Here is a 19,751-nt window from a genome sequence, read left to right as displayed (position 1 = left end):
TTTAGAAGGTTTAAATAAAAAAACATGGAACATAAAAACCACGAATTTAGCATTTCAAGTTGGGCTGTCGACAATCGCGTTACAGTATATATCCTAACCTTACTTATTGTCGTAACAGGCGTTATGGCATATATTACAATGCCACGAGAGGATTTTCCCGAAATTATCGAAAACAAAATTTACATCTCATCAATTTTTCCAGGAAACTCTGCCGAAGATGTCGAGAAATTAATTGTAAAACCACTCGAAAAAGAAATTAAAAACATAACTGGTGTCGAGAAAATTACCTCAAGTTCTTTTCAAGATTACGGAATGATTGTTGTCGAATTTTCTGATAACGTTTCGGTAGCACAAGCCAAAACTAAAGTTAAAGATAAAGTTGATGTGATAAAAGCCGATACCGATTGGCCAAATCTAGACAATGGAAGCAAAGTAGAACCTAATGTTTTCGAATTAAATATTTCGGAAGAAGTACCTATTTTAAATATTAACCTGCAAGGAAATTATACCACACAACAGCTAAAAAAATATGGAGAATTGCTTCAAGATGACATCGAAGAAATCCCAGAAGTAAAAAAAGTAGATATTTTAGGTGTAGATGACAAAGAAGTAGAAATTGCTGTCGATATTTTCAAAATGACAGCAGCACAAGTATCTTTTGATGAAATTCAGAATGCGGTTAAATACGAAAACATGACGCTTTCCGGAGGAAATTTAATTTCTCAAGGTTCTCGAAACAATATCAGAATTGTTGGAGAAATAAAAAACCCTAAGGAACTCGAAAATATCATTGTAAAACACAACGGCGGAACAGTTTACCTAAAAGACATTGCTGTTGTTAGTTTTAAAGAAAAAGAAAAAACAACTTACGCTCGAGAAAAAGGAACCGAAGTTGTCATGCTCAACGTAAAAAAACGATCTAACCAAAACATGATTTCCGCAATAGATCAAGTAAAAGAAAAATTAGAAAAAGCAAAAGTATCTTATTTGCCAAAAGATTTAAAACTAGAACTTTCTAACGACCAATCTTCTCGAGTAGAACACCAAGTTGACGAACTTTCTAACCACATTATCTTCGGAATTGTACTGGTTATGATTGTCCTAATGTTTACCATGGGATTGCGAAACTCATTATTTGTTGGCGCAGCAATTCCGTTATCTATGATGATGGCATTTACCATACTTTCGGCATTCGGATTAACACTAAATACGATGGTGCTTTTCGGATTAGTCATGGGATTAGGAATGCTGGTCGATGACGGGATTGTCGTGGTCGATAACGTATTTGCCAACATGAAAAAAGGAATGCCACGAATTGAAGCTTCTAAAATAGGAATTGGAGAAATCGCTTGGCCAGTAATCTCATCAACAGCAACAACACTGATGGCCTTTTTGCCATTTGCATTATGGCCAGGAACTATGGGAAAATTTATGAAATATTTTCCAATCACATTAACAGTAACCTTGTCAGCTTCATTATTCGTGGCAATGGTTGTAAATGCTGCTATGACAGGTGGTTCTATGGATATTGAAGATAAAAACGTGTCTAAAAAATCGGCAAAAACCTATTCGATAGTATTTACAATTATAGCGGTTATTTTTGTGCTACTAGGAAACATCTACGATTCTAAAATTGCCAAAGCCATAGGGCATTTGGCTATAATTTCATTAGGATTAATGTGGTTGTACAAAATAAAATTGTACCAATGGACACAAGATTTTCAACATAGCTTTTTTCCAAGAATGGAAGAAAAATATAAAGATTTCTTAGCTAAAATTCTTACAGGAAAAAGAGCTTGGATTGCATTAGGAACTATTATAGGAATGTTATTTTTCTCCTTTATATTATTAGGAATTTTTCCAAGAAAAGTATTGTTTTTCCCGGATAACATTCCAAATCAGGTGATTACTTATATCGAATATCCGCAAGGAACAGATATAGGGAAAACAAACAAAGCCACTTTATTTGTCGAGAAACAAGTTATTTCAATTCTAAGCAAATACGTTGATCCAAAAACCAACAAAAATTACCTTGCAGAATCTATCATTTCTCAAGTAGGTAAAGGAGCAGGGAATCCAAATGTCGATGCTGGATCGGCTTCAGAAACACCATACAAAGGAAAAGTAACAGTTAATTTTTCAGAATTCAAATTCAGAAAAGGCATTAACACTGCCGATATTCTTGAAGAAATTAGAGGTAAGGTAAAAGCCATTGCAGGGGCAAAAGTTACGGTCGAAAAAGACGCAGCAGGACCACCAGCAGGGTATCCAATTAGTATTCAGTTAACAGGAACAGATTATGATGTTATGCTTAAAGAAGCAGACAAAATGATCACTTTTATTAACGCTAAAAACATTCCTGGAATAGAACGTCTAAATGTCGATGTCAACAAGCAAAGTCCAGAGCTAGAAGTAAAAGTTGACAGAGTTAGCGCAGGAAGCCTAGGTGTTTCTACAGGACAATTGGGTTTCAATTTGCGTCGTTCGGTATATGGTCAAGAAATTTCTACATACAAAGAAGGAGATGACGATTATAACATCACAATGCGTATGCAAGACGATCAGCGCAAGAACGAAAGTATATTGTTTAACCAATCGCTAACGTTCCGCAATCAGGGCAACGGACAAATGATGCAAGTGCCTATATCTGCAATTTCTAAAACAGAGAAAACAACCACTTACAATCAGATAAAACGTAAAAATCAAAAACGAATCATGACGATTTACTCTAACGTCCTGACAGGTTATAATGGTGATGCTATTACAAAAAATATCGGAGCTGATCTAAAAGATTATCAATTACCAAAAACAGTAACTTATTCGTTTTCTGGTGTGCAAGAAGAACAAGGAAAAAACGCAAGTTTCTTAATGTATGCACTTTTCTTAGCATTGGCAGGAATTACAATTATTATTGTATTACAGTTTAATTCAGTTTCTAAAACAATGGTCATTTTATTTACAGTGATACTAAGTTTTAGTGGCGTTTTTTACGGATATGTAATTGCCAATATGGATTTTGTAATCCTAATGACCATGATGGGAATTATTTCGCTAGCAGGAATTGTGGTAAAAAACGGAATTGTATTAATGGACTTTTTTGTGCTTTTATTAGACAAAAAAATGATAGATAAGCAAGTAAAAAGCCATGATGATTTAACTCTAGAAGAAATAAAAGAAGTCATTATCGAAAGTGGAAAATCACGTTTGCGTCCCGTATTACTAACGGCTCTAACCGCAATTTTAGGGCTAATTCCGTTAGCAATTGGTTTAAATTTCGATTTCTTTTCTTTAATTACCGATTTAAATCCCCATATTTTTATGGGTGGCGATAACGTTATTTTCTGGGGACCACTAGCTTGGACTATTATTTTCGGATTAAGTTATGCCACAGTTTTAACACTGGTTATGGTTCCAGTAATGTTTTATTTAGTAAAGAGAACTAAATATTGGTTGCGTGACAAACGAAATGCTACCCAAGTTACAATATAAAGTAGCGAAAGTATTATTTAGAAGACAAGAAAAAACCATAAATATTGAAAACGCCTTAACTATTTAGTTAAGGCGTTTTGCTTTTGGTTTGGTTTTTTGGTTTTATAGTGGAGAATATCGGATTCGAACCGACCACCTCTTGCCTGCCAGGCAAGCGCTCTAGCCAAATGAGCTAATCCCCCAATATTTTTTTCAAATATATTGTTTTTATCTAATAATTTATACTTTTGTGTAAAAAAAATAATAATGCAAGATATTACTATCAAAATCACAGACCGAGAAGGTGTCTCGCACGAGGTACAAGCTCCAACAGATATGAGTATGAATATCATGGAATTAGTTCGCATGTACGAACTAGTTCCCGAAGGTACAATAGGTATTTGTGGCGGTATGGCAATGTGTGCCTCTTGCCAATGTTATGTTTTAAATGATGTTGTATTGCCAGAAATAGGAGACGATGAAGGCGCCATGCTCTCTGAAGCATTTAACGTAAAAGAAAATAGTCGTTTGGGATGCCAAATTCAAATAACAACAGAAATAGACGGATTAGAAATCGAGTTGGCTCCAGAAAGCTAGATTTTCTCTTTAAAATCTATTTTTACTTTATTTGTGGTAAATATTCCTTCAATAAAGTTGCGGTCTTTTTTTATTCTTAAATATTCTTCTTCACACAATTTTTCTTTAAAGGATGTTTTCTTCAAGTCTAAAACCAATTCGAATTCGTACTTGTCTTTTTCGTCCAGATAATATTCTAGATCATCTTCTTTAAAATAGCGCTCCCTGTTCCAAGAGGTCTTTATCACAAAGGATTTTGTTTCTTTTGGGTTTAACGTAATTTTAGATTCGAGTAAATGGTGGTTTTCAAGAATCCATTTCTCAACGGTACTTTTCCCGCCATTTTTTGTATAATTTTCTACAATCAGTTTGTTTTTTGCTTCAAATTCTGCTATCACTTTTTTAATTACTTCTTTGGCTTGGGGTGTTGTATAATCTTTAAAACCGAGGAGTTTAGTTTCCCAATCGATGCCGTTTTTTTCAAAAAAGGGTCCGTCGAGCGAAATAAAAACATCGTTTATATATATTTTATAAACAGGAAACAAAGTCATCGAAGCTGCTGCATTTGCAATCAGAGTGTTGGGGGTTAGAAAAAATGAAACCGAATTATTTGTTAGGTTTTCTATCTCATAATGTATGGTAAATTCTCGATTTTTAGGGTTAGAATCGCTGGCGGTTATAGCCATTATTTTGGCTTCAATACTTTTGTCTTGTGCAAATATTGAAGCCGAAATAAGTAATAAATATATAAATTTCATTGAAAATTATTTCTTAAAAAAATTATTTTCTTTATTCACATCGGCCATGAGTCCGCTTGGGTCAATGGCAATGTTTTTTATTGGGGATTTTGTATTAACATTAAATTCGAATGTAGGATATGCCCAATCCCAACCTTCTAGAACAGTTCTTTTTATAGCTAGATTTTGATTTTCTTTTGTCCAGCGCATTAAGGTTTGGGGGATATAAAAACTTTCTTGATTTCCGTCTTCATAAGTAACTAAAACATCAAGAGGCATTGGCATTCTACCAATTCTTTCGAGTGTTATTTTTGTGTTTTCTCCATGATTTTCTACCAATTTGATTCCGTAATCAATAGTATTTGTAGTTTTCGTCCAGTCGTTTAAGTACCAATCTAGGTTTGCTCCAGATACTTTTTCGGCCGTATGTTTAATATCGTTTGGTGTGGGATGTGTAAACTTATAATCGGCAAAATAACGTTTCAAGGTTTTCATGAAGTTTTCTTTACCAATAACATACTCTAGCTGAGATAAGAAAATATTACCTTTGCTATATGCCTGAATGCTATACGGACGATTTTCGTCGTAACGATCAGCATGTGTAGTTTGTGGTTGCTCTTTACCAGATTTTACTAATGATATATAACCAGTATAAGAATCGGCATGAGGATTTTCTGCTTTTTTATCGGCAATTTCGTTTAGGCCATAATTTTCTAACCAAGTGGTAAAACCTTCGTCCATCCAACTGTTTTTACTTTCGTTAGATGCCAATATGTGCTGGAACCAAGAATGTGCCATTTCGTGGGCTGTAACGCCTAATAAACCATCAAAAGTTCCTTCGCCTAGGATTAAAGTACACATTGCATATTCCATTCCGCCATCGCCTCCTTGTATTACAGAATATTGTTTATAAGGATATTTGCCAACAGTTTTGTTGTAAATTTCCATGAGTTGCGCTGTTTTAGGTTGTAAATTCTTCCAGTTATCAATAATTTTTGGATTATTTTTGTATAAAAAGTGTAGCGTCGTTCCAAAATTTGTTACTAATTTGTCATGAATGTAATTCTTGTCGGCAGCCCAAGTAAAGTCATGCACATTTGGTGCAACAAAATGCCAAGTCAACGTTTTTTGTTTCTCAGGAAGAGTAACAACAATTCCGGAATCTTGGTAATTATATCCTATTTTATTTGGGTTTTGTAAATAACCAGAACCACCTAAAATATAGTTTTTATCGATGGTGATACTTACATCAAAATTTCCCCAAACACCATGAAATTCTCTTGCAATATAAGGGTCTGCTTGCCAGCCTTCATAATCATATTCGGCCATTTTAGGATACCATTGCGACATAGAAAGTTCGACACCTTCTTTGTTATTTCGTCCCGAACGGCGAATTTGCACGGGTACTTGCCCATCAAAATCTAGCGAAAAAGTTGTCGAAGTGTGGGGTAATAATGGTTTTGCTAAATCTACTTCGAGAATTGTGCTCACAACTTTATTTTTGAGTTCGATTCCGTCTTGTTTTAAGTTTGAAATTTTTAGAAATCCTATTTCATTCGCTTTTAAAGCAGAAATTCTACTTTCTTTTACTTCTTTATCACCTATTTTTACTTTGGTTACCATTCTTCCGTCAGGATCTTTTATGGCTTTTAGTCGAGCATCCATACAGCTATTAGGCTGAAAAGCGTTGTTGAACAAATGATAGTACACGCGATGTAAAGTATCGGGAGAGTTATTGGTGTAAACTAAGGTTTGTTTGCCTTTGTATTGATAGTTTTTTACATTCATCTCGACCTCCATTTTATAATCGACTTTTTGTTGCCAATAACCTGGGTTTGGATTATTTTGAGCTATAAGAGAGCCAAAACTAAATAAAGTAAGTAAGTGTATTTTTTTCATTTGATAGGATTAAAAAAACACAGATTCTGCAGCGTGATAAGATATCCTGCAGAAGCTGTGTCTTACATTTAAAATAGATAATTATTTTTTTGCGGTCATTTTTTCGGCTAAAACTAAAGCGTTGTATGCGTTTACAATTTTTCCTGTTTTAGAAATAGACGCTAAAGTAGTTTGAGTTCCTTCTGCCCCAGCTAAATTGAAAGAATTGGTTAGTAAGGTTCCAGAGTCCATAATAATATGTTTTACTTGCGAAGCGGTAAGACTTGGATAGTAAGCACGAACTAAAGCGGCAACTCCAGCAACATTAGGCGATGCCATAGATGTTCCGTCTAAAAAACTATAAGTATTTTTTGGTGTTGTGGCATAAATCTTTACTCCAGGGGCAAAAATATCAACATTTATTTTCCCGTAGTTAGAGAAATTTGCCATTTGCGATGCGCCATACTCATAGTTTAGTGCGCCAATTGTTAATACATTATCAGCATATTCTGGGTTTGCGCCATCGGTATCATTTGGAAAATTAGGAGCCGTGTCTATATCTTCGGAGCTATTTCCTGCTGCGTGTACAAATAAAACATCTTTAGATTCTGCATATTTTATGGCATCGTAAACCCATTCTTTATTCGGAGAATAGCTTTTTCCGAAACTTCCGTTAATTATTTTTGCACCATTATCTACAGCATAACGAATGGCTAATGCAATATCTTTGTCGTATTCATCTCCGTTAGGCACTGCACGAACAGACATTATTCTTACTACCTCTGATGCAATACCGTCTCCACCTTTATTATTATTACGAACCTGAGCAATAATTCCTGCTACGTGTGTACCATGTTTTGCGCCTTCTTTTTTAGGGCCATAAACAATATTGTTTCCGTAATGTTTATTGGTCATATCGTAGGGATTGTCTCCTACGACTTTACGTCCGTCAAATTCGGTGTTTAAATTATAGTTTAATTGATCGTAAACATAATCTTGATATTCTTGTATTTGAGAATCGAATTCAGCTTTTGTAGTCCCCGATAATATTTGGGTAAACATTCCTTTGTATTGCACCATTGTTGGATCTGTGGTTTGCATTGCTTTTACATCTGCTAATGTAAAATTAGGCTTTTTAAGATATTCTCTTACGGCTTTGTCTGCGCCCAAAAGCATGTCTATTTGTTGTTTTTGAGGGGCAAGTTCTGTTTTGCTTTTTTCAAGTTCTGCAGAAGCGTCTTTAAACTGCTGCGAGCCATCGTTCCCTTTTTTTACGATACGGGTCATTTCTAATTGTTCATTATTAGTATCGCCTAAAAAATTCCAACCATGCACATCATCTATAAAACCATTATTATCATCATCTTTCTTGTTTCCTGCTATTTCTTTTGGGTTAGTCCAGATTTTACCTTTCAAATCTTCATGATCTATATCTACTCCTGAGTCAACAATTCCTACAATAACGGGGGTCATTTTTTTACCTTTTAGGAAACCATACGCTTTGTCTATGCTCATTCCGGGAACGGTGTCTTTTACTAAATCTAAATGGCTCCAGCGTTTCATGTTGGCTTCAGAAATAGGGGTTGTTTTTAGAGGCATTTTATCGATATTTGCAACATTTGTGCTCATTATCGTTTTAGCGCCACCACAACTAGCCATTGTAAAAGCAATTATTCCAGATATAAAAATGGGTTTTAAAATCTTCATGATATTATAGTTTAGTTCTATTTTTTGCATAAAAGTCTTGATTTTTGCATCAAATTTAGTTTTTTTAACATTATGTTAATATTTCTGAACACGAAAAAGTCTCTTTTAGTCGAATTCCTTTTTCGGTTTTTTCGACGGTAATTATTTCATTATGTGCATCGTGTTCTAGAAATAAATAATAATTATTTTCTGCTGCCGAAGTTAAAAATTTTAATTTTTCTGGCATTGTTAAAAGAGGTCTTGTGTCGTAACCCATGACATACGGTAAGGGCAAATGTCCTGCCGTTGGAATTAAATCGGCACAAAAAGCAATTGTTTTGTCTTGGTATTTAATATGTGGAATCATCATTTTCTCGGTATGGCCATCTACATAAAAAATATCAAAATTTAATTCTGAAGCCATTTCAAAATCAGAATTTGCTTTGGTAATAAAATTAAGCTGACCGCTTTCTTGCATTGGCAAAATATTTTCGGATAGGAAAGAGGCTTTTTCTCTAGCGTTAGGTTTTGTTGCCCATTGCCAGTGGTTTTCGTTTGTCCAGAATTTTGCGTTTTTAAAAGCGACTTCGTAACCTGTTTTTTCTTTATTCCAGATAACGCTTCCGCCGCAATGGTCAAAATGCAGGTGGGTCATAAAAACATCGGTGATATCATCACGAGAGAACCCGTATTTTGCCAGCGATTTGTCTATTGAATGGTTTCCCCAAAGCGAATAATAGCCAAAAAACTTTTCTGTTTGTTTGTTTCCCATTCCGGTATCAATTAAGATTAATCGGTTTCTGTCTTCTATTAAAAGGCAACGGGCAGCAATGTCTATTAAATTATTTTCGTTGGCAGGATTGGTTTTGTTCCAAATGGTTTTAGGAACTACGCCAAACATCGCACCACCATCGAGTTTAAAATTGCCTGTTTCTATAGGATAAAGTCTCATTTTATTTTTAATTTAAGATTGCAATTTAAGCAAAATCATTTGTTTTAAAGCGTATCAAATAGACTTTTTCTATTTCGTTATTAGTTATAAATATGTTGGTAAAACTTGTAAAAAGTATTTTATGACTTATCTTTGTGGTTAGTTTAGACAAAATCAAAACAATTAATGAAATAAGCATTAGAAAAAAACGTTAATTTGAAGTTGTTTTTCTATGTAAATTGCATAACACCAATAAAAAAAACAAATAATAACGAGGTTATGATAAAAGTATCTGAATCTGCCAGTAAAAAAATTGTCGATATGATGAAAGATGATGGTTTTGATGCTACCCAAGATTACGTTCGTGTGGGCGTAAAAAGTGGTGGTTGTTCAGGATTGTCATACGATTTAACATTTGATAAAGAGATAGGCGAAAACGACAAAGTTTTTGAAGATAATAATATAAAAATTGCTGTCGAAAAAAAGAGTTTTCTTTATTTAGCAGGAACAATTTTAGAATTTTCTGGAGGATTAAACGGGAAAGGATTCGTTTTTAACAATCCAAATGCAAGTAGAACTTGCGGATGCGGAGAGAGTTTTTCTCTTTAGTCGAATGTCGAAAGTCATCAAGTCGGAAGACCTGCGTTGACTTTCAAACCTTAGACTTTCAAACTTTAAGACTTAAAAAAAAATGTCAAAATACACAGAAGACGATTTAAAAATCGAACTCGAAACAAAAGAATATGAGTACGGATTTTACACTGATATCGAATCGGAAACTTTCCCTATTGGCTTAAATGAAGATATTGTACGTGCTATTTCTTTGAAAAAAGAAGAACCACAATGGATGACCGATTGGCGTATCGAAGCCTTTCGTGCTTGGCAAGACATGGTAGAACCAGAATGGGCAAATGTACATTATGCAAAACCAGATTTTCAAGCTATTTCATACTATTCGGCACCAAAAGCGGTAGATCCCAACAAAACATTAGATGATGTAGATCCAGATCTTTTAGAAATGTACAAAAAACTGGGTATTTCTATCGATGAACAAAAAATGATGAACAATGTGGCTATGGATATTGTAGTCGATTCTGTTTCGGTAGCCACGACTTTCAAAAAAACATTGTCTGAAAAAGGAATTATTTTTTGTCCAATATCCGAAGCGATTCGTGAATTTCCAGAATTAGTTCAAAAATATTTAGGAACAGTTGTACCGCAAAAAGATAATTTTTATGCGGCATTAAATTCGGCAGTTTTCTCTGACGGAAGCTTCTGTTATATCCCAAAAGGCGTTCGTTGCCCGATGGAATTATCTACTTATTTTCGTATCAATCAAGCAGGAACAGGACAATTTGAAAGAACACTTCTTATTGCCGATGAAGGTAGTTATGTTTCCTATCTAGAAGGTTGCACTGCGCCAAGTCGTGACGAAAACCAATTACACGCTGCAGTTGTCGAGCTAATTGCTCTAGACGATGCCGAGATAAAATATTCGACCGTGCAAAACTGGTTTCCAGGAAACAAAGAAGGAAAAGGCGGGGTGTATAATTTTGTAACTAAAAGAGGGTTGTGTGAGAAAAACGCAAAAATTTCTTGGACACAAGTAGAAACAGGATCGGCTGTAACCTGGAAATATCCTTCATGTATCTTAAAAGGAGATAATTCGATTGGAGAATTTTACTCAATCGCCGTGACTAATAATTTCCAACAAGCAGATACTGGTACCAAGATGATTCACATTGGTAAAAACACCAAATCGACCATTATTTCTAAAGGAATTTCGGCAGGAAAATCACAAAATAGTTACCGTGGTTTGGTAAGAATTAGTGCAGGTGCTGATAATGCTCGTAATTTTTCACAATGTGACTCGTTACTTATGGGGAATAATTGCGGTGCGCACACATTTCCGTACATAGAAAGCAAAAACACATCGGCAAAAATAGAACACGAAGCAACAACAAGTAAAATAGGAGAAGACCAAGTTTTTTATTGTAACCAAAGAGGAATTCCAACCGAAAAAGCCATCGCACTAATTGTAAACGGTTTTAGCAAGGAAGTTTTAAATAAATTACCCATGGAATTTGCGGTTGAAGCTCAAAAACTATTAGAAATTTCGTTAGAAGGTTCGGTGGGATAATCAATCATAAATCAGAATAAAAAACACATTCAACAAATGTTATCAATAAAAAATTTACACGCTTCAATCGAAGACAAAGAAATATTAAAAGGAATAAACCTTGAGGTAAAAGCAGGAGAAGTTCATGCAATTATGGGACCAAACGGTGCTGGAAAAAGCACGCTTTCTTCTATCATTGCAGGAAACGAAAACTATACCGTAACCCAGGGCGAAATATTATTAGAAGGAGAAGATATTTCTGAATTAGCCCCAGAGGAAAGAGCACACAAAGGAGTATTTTTATCGTTTCAATATCCTGTAGAAATTCCAGGAGTTTCGGTAACAAATTTCATGAAAACAGCTATAAACGAATCTCGTAAAGCTCGTGGACAAGAAGATATGCCTGCAAACGAAATGCTAAAATTTATTCGTGAAAAATCAGAATTATTAGAAATAGACCGTAAGTTTTTGTCTCGTTCCCTTAATGAAGGCTTTTCTGGTGGAGAGAAAAAACGCAACGAAATTTTTCAAATGGCAATGCTCGAACCAAAACTTGCCATTCTTGACGAAACAGATTCTGGTCTTGATATTGATGCTTTACGTATCGTTGCAAATGGTGTAAACAAACTAAAAAGCAAAGACAACGCAGTAATTGTAATTACACATTACCAACGTTTGCTAGACTATATAGTTCCAGATTTTGTACACGTTCTTCATGATGGTAAAATAGTAAAATCTGGAGGAAAAGAATTAGCCTTAGAATTAGAGGAAAAAGGATACGATTGGTTAAAACAAGAAGTTAACTAATATGGAATTGAAAGAAAAATTATTATCGTCATTTATGGCTTTTGAAGAAAAGATAGATTTTCATCAAGAGCTTCACGATGTGCGTAGTCAAGCTATAAAAAATTTCGAAAGTAAAGGATTCCCAACTAAAAAGGAAGAAGCTTGGAAATATACCTCGCTAAACACAATCTTAAAAAATGATTTTAGCGTATTTCCTAAAAAAGAAAATACTATTGAATTTAAAGAAGTAAAAAAATATTTTATTCACGAAATAGACACTTTTAAAGTTGTTTTTATCGACGGAATATTTAGCTCCTTTTTATCGTCAACCTCACACGATGGTTTAGATGTTTGTTTAATGTCATCGGCACTAAACAAACCAAAATACAAAATACAAATCGATGAGTATTTTAACAAAATAGCGAGCAAAGAGGAAAGCCTAACCTCATTAAACACAGCTTTTGCAAGCGAAGGTGCTTACATAAATATTCCGAAAAGTAAAGTGGTTGAAAAACCTATTGAAATTATTTATTTTTCGACAGGAGCAGAAGCAGCCCTTATGGTACAGCCTAGAAACTTAGTAATTGTTGGCGAAAACGCACATGTGCAAATTATGGAGCGCCACCAAAGCTTAAACGACAACCCCGTTTTAACCAATTCAGTGACCGAAATTTTTGCTCAAAAACGTGCTGTTGTCGATTATTATAAAGTACAAAATGATGTGCAAACAGCCAATTTAATAGACAATACTTATATAGCACAAAAGCAAGAAAGCCATGTTTCGGTTCATACTTTTTCTTTTGGAGGAAATATTACAAGGAACAACCTGAATTTTTACCATCAGGGAGAAAGAATCTATTCTACGTTAAAAGGGGTTACCATTATTGGCAACAAGCAACACGTAGATCATTACACTTTAGTACAACATGCTACGCCAAACTGCGAAAGTCATCAGAACTACAAAACAATTCTTGACGGAGCGTCAACAGGCGTTTTTAACGGAAAAATTTTTGTAGAAAAAGAAGCTCAAAAAACCGATGCTTTTCAAAAAAACAACAATATTTTGTTAAGCGAAAAAGCCACAATAAATGCAAAACCACAACTAGAAATTTTTGCCGATGATGTAAAATGCTCTCATGGTTGCACAATAGGACAACTAGACGAAAACGCCATGTTTTATATGCAACAACGTGGAATTCCTAAAAAAGAAGCAAAAGCATTACTAATGTATGCTTTTACGAGCGAAGTAACAGGAAGTATTAAAATACCAGAACTTAGAAGTAAAATCGCCAGAATTATTGCCGATAAACTAGGCGTAAAAATGGGATTTGATTTGTAGTTTTTAAACACAAAGTACGCAAAGGGTACAAGGTTTTTACTAAACTTTGTGCCCTTTGTGGTTTTTGCTTTGTGTTCTTTGTGGTTATAATTAATTGTTTCTCTAAATAAAGTTTAATTAATCGTGATTAAATAAATCGATGTTCACATATTCCTAAACATGTCTAAACATCCTAGATGTCTATCTGCTTTACTCAATAGCTGAATGACTTCTATATTATTCAACACCCAATTTTTATTAATAAGGCTGGGTTGAAAACTTTTATAATACCCTTGATTTATATAATGACCAGAAACAAATAATTCTATCTAAATTGTTTTAAAAACTTAAACAAAGACAATGTTATTTAAGAAAAACACATAAAAACTTAAATAGTAATTTTTTTATTTTTTTCATATTCTACTTCTTTACACTACCCAAAATGCCTTTCAATAATTCATTAAAATCAAAAACACCATTTTCTTTTAGTCCCATTCTCACAATAACAATGTCTTGCGACGGAATAATAAACACATTTTGTCCTTGAAAACCATTGGCAGAATATAAATCTTTAGGGGCATCTGGATATTTTTTGTTGCTATTTAGCCAAAATTGTGCGCCATAAATCCCGTTGGAGTCATTTGTTGGCGTGGCTACATATTTAGCCCAACTTTCGTCGAAAATTTGTTCCCCATTCCAGTTTCCTTTATGCAAATAAAGCAATCCAAATTTAGACCAATCGCGAGCCGTTGCCCATCCGTATGAAGAGCCTATATAATTTCCGGCCATATCGGTTTCTACCACCATCGAGTTCATTCCTATTTTATCAATTAATGCCGAATACCAAAAATCTAGATATTCTTGGTGCGTTTTAAACTGTTTTCTTAAAATTCCAGACAATAAATTTGTTGTTCCAGAAGAGTAATTCCAATGCGTATTGGGTTTAAATTTTGCGGGTTTTAGGATTTGAGATCTTGTCATATCTTCTTCATGAAAAAGCATTTTTGTTGCATCAGATATTTTGGCATAATCTTCCTCCCATTCTAACCCAGAATTCATGTGTAATAAATCGTTTGTGGTAATGTTTTTTCTTTCGTCATTTTGCCATTCTGCAATAGGAGCAGGTTTATTAATATCTAATTTTCCTTGTTTTTGAAGAATACCAAAATAAGTTGCTGTAATACTTTTTGTCATAGACCAGCCTAATATTTTAGAACTTTTTGTAAAACCTGTATCGTATTTTTCGGCAATAATTTTATCTTTATAAATAACTAATAAAGCACGAGTTCGTTTGTTTTTTTGTCCTTTTTTATCGAAAGCAATTTCAACAGCGAGCTCTAATTTTTTATAATCAATATTTTTAAAAACCACTTTTTGTGCTTCGTTGTTTCCGTAAGGAAAAGGTAAATTATTGTTTTGCTTTGTTCTTTTTGGCACTTCATAAGGTTTAGATTCATCAAAACCATCATTTATTAAAGTAGCTCCTAAGCCCTCTCTATATATAGCCTTTCGGGTTTTTAATCCATACACTGAAGCTGAAGCTGATTTAGAATTTTCGTTAATTTTATTTTTTGCCAAATCAATTAAGTCAATATCATTGTCGCCTTTTTCAATTATTTCAAGGCTTCGGTTGTCTATAAAATGTCCTGAAGCAACACTTTTGGCAGAAAAACCAGAGATCAAATCCAGTTTAGGATAAGTTGTAACACCAAAATATACTAAAAACAAGAGAATGACAAAGCCAAGTATTTTGAATATTTTTTTCATTTTTAATTTTTTTTTAATGCAATTTAACGAAATAAAGTTTCAATTGTTAAAAAGTTAGCCACAAAGATAAAAAGCGTTTTTTTAAATCTTTTAGGTCTTTTTTGGTTTAAAAAACAAGAAACACAATTATTAACAAACGTTTGATAAAAATCCGTTTCTATTTGACTACTTTTGTGTTTAGATTTTTTATAAATAAGATGTTAGAGATAAATAAAATAAGAGCCGATTTCCCCATTCTTACTCAAAAAGTAAACGGAAAACCATTGGTTTATTTCGATAATGGCGCCACTTCACAAAAACCAAAAGTAGTAATAGATGCCATTGCAGCATATTACCAGGAAATAAATGCCAATATTCATCGTGGCGTGCATACGTTAAGCCAATTAGCGACTAATGCTTACGAGGAATCACGTATTAAAATTCAAAACCATATTAATGCAAAATTTGCCCACGAAGTACTTTTTACATCAGGTACAACTTTTGGGATAAATCTTGTTGCTCACGGATTTGCAGCTGTATTAAAACCAAATGATGAGGTTATGGTTTCGGCACTCGAACACCACAGTAATATTGTACCGTGGCAAATGTTGTGCCAAAAAACTGGCGCAAAACTGGTTGTAATTCCTATGAATGAAAATGGCGAATTAATCCTATCCGAGTACGACCGATTGCTCTCTAATAAAACCAAAATAGTTGCTGTAAACCATATTTCTAATGCCCTAGGAACCATCAATCCTATCAAATACATGATTAACAAAGCACATGAAGTAGGTGCTGCAATTCTAATAGATGGCGCACAAGCCGTACCGCATATTAAACCAAATATGCAAGAACTAGATTGCGATTTTTATGTTTTTTCTGGACACAAAATGTGTGGGCCAACAGGAACAGGAATTTTGTACGGAAAAGAAGCTTGGCTTAACAAATTGCCTCCCTATTTAGGAGGTGGCGAAATGATAAAAGAAGTAACTTTCGAAAAAACAACTTATGCAGATTTGCCACACAAATTCGAAGCAGGAACACCTAATATTGCAGGCGGAATTGTATTAGGAACTGCTGTAGATTATATGAATTCGATAGGTTTCGAAAACATACAAGAACAAGAAAAAGAGTTGTTAGCCTACGGAACAAAAAAATTATTAGCAATAGAAGGCCTAAAAATCTTCGGGACAAGTAAAGAAAAAACATCGGTAATATCATTCAACATCGACGGTATTCACCCTTACGACATAGGTACAATTATAGACAAGCTAGGTATAGCAGTGCGTACAGGTCACCATTGTGCGCAACCTATTATGAATTATTTTAATATTCCAGGAACAATAAGAGCAAGTTTTTCATTTTATAATACTAAAGAAGAAATTGATATATTTGTAGAAGCTGTCAGAAAAGCAAAAACAATGTTATCTTAAAAATTATTTGAAGTTATTCCTGCTATCCGTTGCAATTTTTTATCTATAATCAGAAAAATAAAACAATTTTGCCAGCAACGAAATTCGCTAAACTTTGATGGAAACACAAATTATGTGAGGCAGTCAGGGCTAAAAAACCGTAAAAAAACAAACATTATGAAAACAATAGCACTAGTATTTTTAAGTTTATTGCTCACAAAATCATGCCAGCCCAAAAAAGAGTCGGGCCTTAGCCAACAGACCAAGGAAACCATCGATAACAATGCAACCCCCGAAGTTGAAAAACCCGAAAAGACAAACAACAAAGTTCAAGCAGGAACAAAAGCCGAATATGAAGCATTTTCTAGAGGTTTTTTTAGCAAAATTACCTTCGAAAACAACCAGCTTACAATTGCCTCAGATAGAAATAATCCAGAAAAAGTAACCATTATAGTACTTACTAAAAATGACATATCAGATCTATCAAACTTAATTAAAGCCGTAAATTTAGATCAGTTGCCTAGCCTAAAGTCACCATCGGAAGCCAGAATGTATGACGGTGCTGCCCACGCAAATTTAACCATTACATCTGGCGGAACAGTATATACAGGAGCTGGTTTCGATGCGGGGAAACCACCAGTGGAAATCGAAAAATTAGTTTCAAAATTAGTTTCTTATTCAGAAAAAAAATAATGACAATAAAAGAAATACAAGAAGAAATTGTAGCCGAGTTTTCTATGTTCGATGACTGGATGCAGCGTTACGAATACATCATCGACTTAGGGAAAAACCTTCCGTTAATTAGCGAAGAATTTAAAACAGAAGAAAATATAATTAAAGGTTGCCAGTCGAAAGTATGGTTGCAAGGAGAACAACATGATGACAAAATTGTTTTCACCGCCGATAGTGATGCTATTTTAACCAAAGGAATAATTGCTATTTTAATTAGAACTTTTTCTAACCAAAAAGCAGTAGCAATCCTTGAAGCTGATATGAGTTTTATAGATGAAATTGGATTAAAAGAGCATTTATCGCCCACTCGAGCCAACGGCTTGGTATCGATGATAAAACAAATAAAAATGTACGCTTTGGCTTTTCAATCTAAAAATTAGTCGTTTTTATTATTTTAAAAAAGGTTATCACGAATTACACAAATTAACAAGCGTTTTTTTAAGATTCCTAAATTTAGGAATTCGTGTTAGAAATAATAAATTTGGATTAGTTGTGAACAGTCCTAAAAATAACAGCCATTACTTATATGGTTCAAAATACAAAATAATATGGAAGAATTTAACGATACAATCAATTTAGGAGAAGCAGCGGTAAAGGTTTTAAAAACAATTTATGACCCAGAAATCCCTGTAGATATTTACGAGCTAGGACTTATTTATGATGTTTTTGTAAACGAAGCATTAGATGTAAAAATATTAATGACACTAACCTCTCCAAACTGTCCCGTTGCCGAAACCTTGCCAAGAGAAGTAGAAGAGAAAATTAAAAAAATAGACACTGTAAAATCTTGCGAAGTAGAAATTACCTTCGATCCGCCATGGACAAAAGATTTGATGAGTGAAGAAGCAAAATTAGAATTAGGAATGCTATAAAATGCAAGACGAAATAATAAACAAAGTAGCAAATTCTGTACTCGAAGTCTTCGATTTAGAGGATTATTATGCAAAAGAAATTCGAACACAAATAGATATTTCACACTGGCTTTATGAGGGTCTTTTATTAAAAGAAAAAGACTTTCGTGAGGTGCTAAAAAAGCATGATTGGTCACAATATGAAAATCATTATGTGGTAATTCATTGTTCTACCGAAGCTATTATTCCCGCTTGGGCAAGTATTCTAGTTACCATTCATGTTTCGCCATTTGCTAAAAAAGTGGTATCTGGGAGTTTGCAGGATTTAGAAACCGCTTTGTATCAAGAAATATTGCCAACGATCGATTATTCTAAGTACCAAGACAAGCCAGTAATTATAAAAGGTTGTTCTAAAAAACCCGTTCCCGAAAGCGCCTATATTCTAGCCGTACAAAAACTTCAACCATTTGCAAAAAGCATTATGTATGGCGAAGCCTGTTCTGCAGTTCCTTTGTTTAAAAGGAAATAATTGTAATATTGTAGATATTTTTTTAATTTTGTAAGAAATTTAAATATAATTACAAATGAAAAAAACAATCTTAGTATTGGCTGTTTTGCTTTTAGGTATAAATGCAAATGCACAATTAAGCGAAAAAGAACTACTAGAAAAAAACGCATTATTAGCCAATAAAGCTGACGATACTACAAATGCAGGTTGGAAACGTGGCGGAAACATTGTGTTTTTGTTTAATCAATCAGCATTTAATAACGATTGGTTAGGTGGTGGTACAGCAAATACAGCTGGAAACTTAGGACTTAATTACGATTTTAATTACAAAGCAGAAAAAATTGTTTGGGATAATAAAATTATTGCCGCTTATGGTTTAACTCAAACAAAAGGTCAGAAGACAACTAAATCTGATGACAGATTAGAATTTACATCACTTTTAGGACGAAAAGCGGGTCAAGGATACTGGTATTATTCATGGTATTTGAACGCAAAAACACAAATGGATTCTGGTTTCGATAAAGCAAAAGGAATAAAAATTTCTCATTTTTTCTCACCAGCCTATTTGCAATCAGGTCCAGGTATGTTATGGAAAAAAAGCAACAACCTTAAAGTAAATATTGCTCCAGCAACCTCAAGATTAATATTTGTTGACGGTCAGTTTACACAATCAGGTGCTGCTTTTGGTGTAGCGCAAGGTAAAACTTCTCGATTTGAATTTGGAGCCGCTCTAAACGGGTATTACAAATTAAACTTGATGGAAAACATTTCGGTAGAAAACATCTTAAATTTATACTCTAATTATCTAGACAGACCAAAAAATGTAGATATCGACTATCAAATGAATTTAGTAATGAAAGTAAACAAATATATTTCTACAAACCTAGCTTTCCAAGCGTTATATGATGACAATGCTAGAGGTGCTTTTCAAATTAGAGAAGTATTTGGTTTAGGAGTAAACTATGGTTTTTAGATTAAAATAGTATTTATAAAAAGAAAATCC

General features: G+C 33.9%; 17 protein-coding genes and 1 tRNA gene. 12 read left to right on the top strand and 6 right to left on the bottom strand.

Annotated features, from left to right (window positions below):
• Positions 1-24: 24 nt before the first annotated feature.
• Positions 25-3,489 (top strand): efflux RND transporter permease subunit, encoded by a 3,465-nt coding sequence (locus B0A57_RS10120; protein WP_034099543.1) that lies wholly within the window; start codon positions 25-27, stop codon positions 3,487-3,489.
• Positions 3,490-3,597: 108 nt separating this feature from the next.
• Here the strand turns inward: B0A57_RS10120 and B0A57_RS10115 are convergent.
• Positions 3,598-3,671 (bottom strand) — tRNA-Ala (locus B0A57_RS10115).
• Between the two features lie 64 nt (positions 3,672-3,735).
• Between B0A57_RS10115 and B0A57_RS10110 the strand changes: the two genes are divergently transcribed.
• On the top strand, positions 3,736-4,065 hold the full coding sequence (locus tag B0A57_RS10110) for a 2Fe-2S iron-sulfur cluster-binding family protein (protein ID WP_011964488.1): 330 nt from the start codon (positions 3,736-3,738) through the stop codon (positions 4,063-4,065).
• Here the strand turns inward: B0A57_RS10110 and B0A57_RS10105 are convergent.
• The 4 genes from B0A57_RS10105 to B0A57_RS10090 all read right to left on the bottom strand — a co-directional run bounded on the left by B0A57_RS10105 (position 4,062) and on the right by B0A57_RS10090 (position 9,297).
• Positions 4,062-4,802, bottom strand: coding sequence for a hypothetical protein (locus B0A57_RS10105; RefSeq protein ID WP_034099541.1), 741 nt, complete (start codon positions 4,800-4,802; stop codon positions 4,062-4,064). The genes B0A57_RS10110 and B0A57_RS10105 overlap by 4 nt on opposite strands.
• A gap of 6 nt (positions 4,803-4,808) precedes the next feature.
• Positions 4,809-6,680, bottom strand: coding sequence for a M1 family metallopeptidase (locus B0A57_RS10100; protein WP_011964486.1), 1,872 nt, complete (start codon positions 6,678-6,680; stop codon positions 4,809-4,811).
• Positions 6,681-6,761: 81 nt separating this feature from the next.
• The gene (locus tag B0A57_RS10095; RefSeq protein WP_034099584.1) at positions 6,762-8,366 is read right to left on the bottom strand and encodes a S8 family peptidase; all 1,605 of its coding nucleotides are present in this window, start codon (positions 8,364-8,366) and stop codon (positions 6,762-6,764) included.
• 70 nt (positions 8,367-8,436) lie between these two features.
• Positions 8,437-9,297 carry an MBL fold metallo-hydrolase gene (locus B0A57_RS10090; protein ID WP_011964484.1) on the bottom strand — a complete coding sequence of 287 codons (861 nt, stop codon included), beginning with the start codon at positions 9,295-9,297 and terminating at the stop codon, positions 8,437-8,439.
• 258 nt (positions 9,298-9,555) lie between these two features.
• Between B0A57_RS10090 and B0A57_RS10085 the strand changes: the two genes are divergently transcribed.
• The 4 genes from B0A57_RS10085 (at position 9,556) to sufD (ending at position 13,520) form a co-directional block, all read left to right on the top strand.
• On the top strand, positions 9,556-9,885 hold the full coding sequence (locus tag B0A57_RS10085; RefSeq protein WP_011964483.1) for a HesB/IscA family protein: 330 nt from the start codon (positions 9,556-9,558) through the stop codon (positions 9,883-9,885).
• Between the two features lie 82 nt (positions 9,886-9,967).
• Positions 9,968-11,416 (top strand): Fe-S cluster assembly protein SufB, encoded by a 1,449-nt coding sequence (gene sufB, locus B0A57_RS10080; protein WP_011964482.1) that lies wholly within the window; start codon positions 9,968-9,970, stop codon positions 11,414-11,416.
• 36 nt (positions 11,417-11,452) lie between these two features.
• Positions 11,453-12,202, top strand: a complete 750-nt coding sequence (gene sufC, locus B0A57_RS10075; protein WP_011964481.1) for a Fe-S cluster assembly ATPase SufC — start codon at positions 11,453-11,455, stop codon at positions 12,200-12,202.
• 1 nt (position 12,203) lies between these two features.
• Positions 12,204-13,520: a Fe-S cluster assembly protein SufD gene (gene sufD, locus B0A57_RS10070; protein ID WP_034099539.1), complete on the top strand. Its 1,317-nt coding sequence runs from the start codon at positions 12,204-12,206 to the stop codon at positions 13,518-13,520.
• Between the two features lie 399 nt (positions 13,521-13,919).
• Here the strand turns inward: sufD and B0A57_RS10065 are convergent, their stop codons facing one another.
• Complete coding sequence (locus B0A57_RS10065; protein WP_034099537.1) at positions 13,920-15,266, bottom strand: serine hydrolase domain-containing protein; 1,347 nt, start codon at positions 15,264-15,266, stop codon at positions 13,920-13,922.
• A gap of 197 nt (positions 15,267-15,463) precedes the next feature.
• Here B0A57_RS10065 and B0A57_RS10060 point away from each other — a divergent pair, with 197 nt between their 5' ends.
• From B0A57_RS10060 to B0A57_RS10035, 6 genes are all read left to right on the top strand, one after another.
• Entirely contained in the window at positions 15,464-16,678 is a 1,215-nt protein-coding gene (locus B0A57_RS10060) for an aminotransferase class V-fold PLP-dependent enzyme (RefSeq protein ID WP_011964478.1), read from the top strand.
• Positions 16,679-16,834: 156 nt separating this feature from the next.
• Positions 16,835-17,350 (top strand): hypothetical protein, encoded by a 516-nt coding sequence (locus tag B0A57_RS10055; RefSeq protein ID WP_052200130.1) that lies wholly within the window; start codon positions 16,835-16,837, stop codon positions 17,348-17,350.
• The gene (locus tag B0A57_RS10050) at positions 17,350-17,769 is read left to right on the top strand and encodes a SufE family protein (RefSeq protein WP_011964476.1); all 420 of its coding nucleotides are present in this window, start codon (positions 17,350-17,352) and stop codon (positions 17,767-17,769) included. Before B0A57_RS10055 ends, B0A57_RS10050 begins: the two co-directional genes overlap by 1 nt.
• A 168-nt stretch (positions 17,770-17,937) precedes the next feature.
• Positions 17,938-18,261 carry an SUF system Fe-S cluster assembly protein gene (locus B0A57_RS10045; RefSeq protein WP_011964475.1) on the top strand — a complete coding sequence of 108 codons (324 nt, stop codon included), beginning with the start codon at positions 17,938-17,940 and terminating at the stop codon, positions 18,259-18,261.
• A 1-nt stretch (position 18,262) separates the two neighbouring features.
• Complete coding sequence (locus B0A57_RS10040; RefSeq protein WP_034099535.1) at positions 18,263-18,769, top strand: DUF2480 family protein; 507 nt, start codon at positions 18,263-18,265, stop codon at positions 18,767-18,769.
• A 55-nt stretch (positions 18,770-18,824) separates the two neighbouring features.
• Positions 18,825-19,721: a DUF3078 domain-containing protein gene (locus B0A57_RS10035; RefSeq protein WP_011964473.1), complete on the top strand. Its 897-nt coding sequence runs from the start codon at positions 18,825-18,827 to the stop codon at positions 19,719-19,721.
• Positions 19,722-19,751: the final 30 nt, after the last annotated feature.

The organism is Flavobacterium psychrophilum DSM 3660 = ATCC 49418 (genome assembly GCF_002217405.1).
Lineage (GTDB): Bacteria > Bacteroidota > Bacteroidia > Flavobacteriales > Flavobacteriaceae > Flavobacterium > Flavobacterium psychrophilum.
Note: the sequence above shows the minus strand (reverse complement) of the source record. Positions and strands in the feature narration are given on the sequence as shown.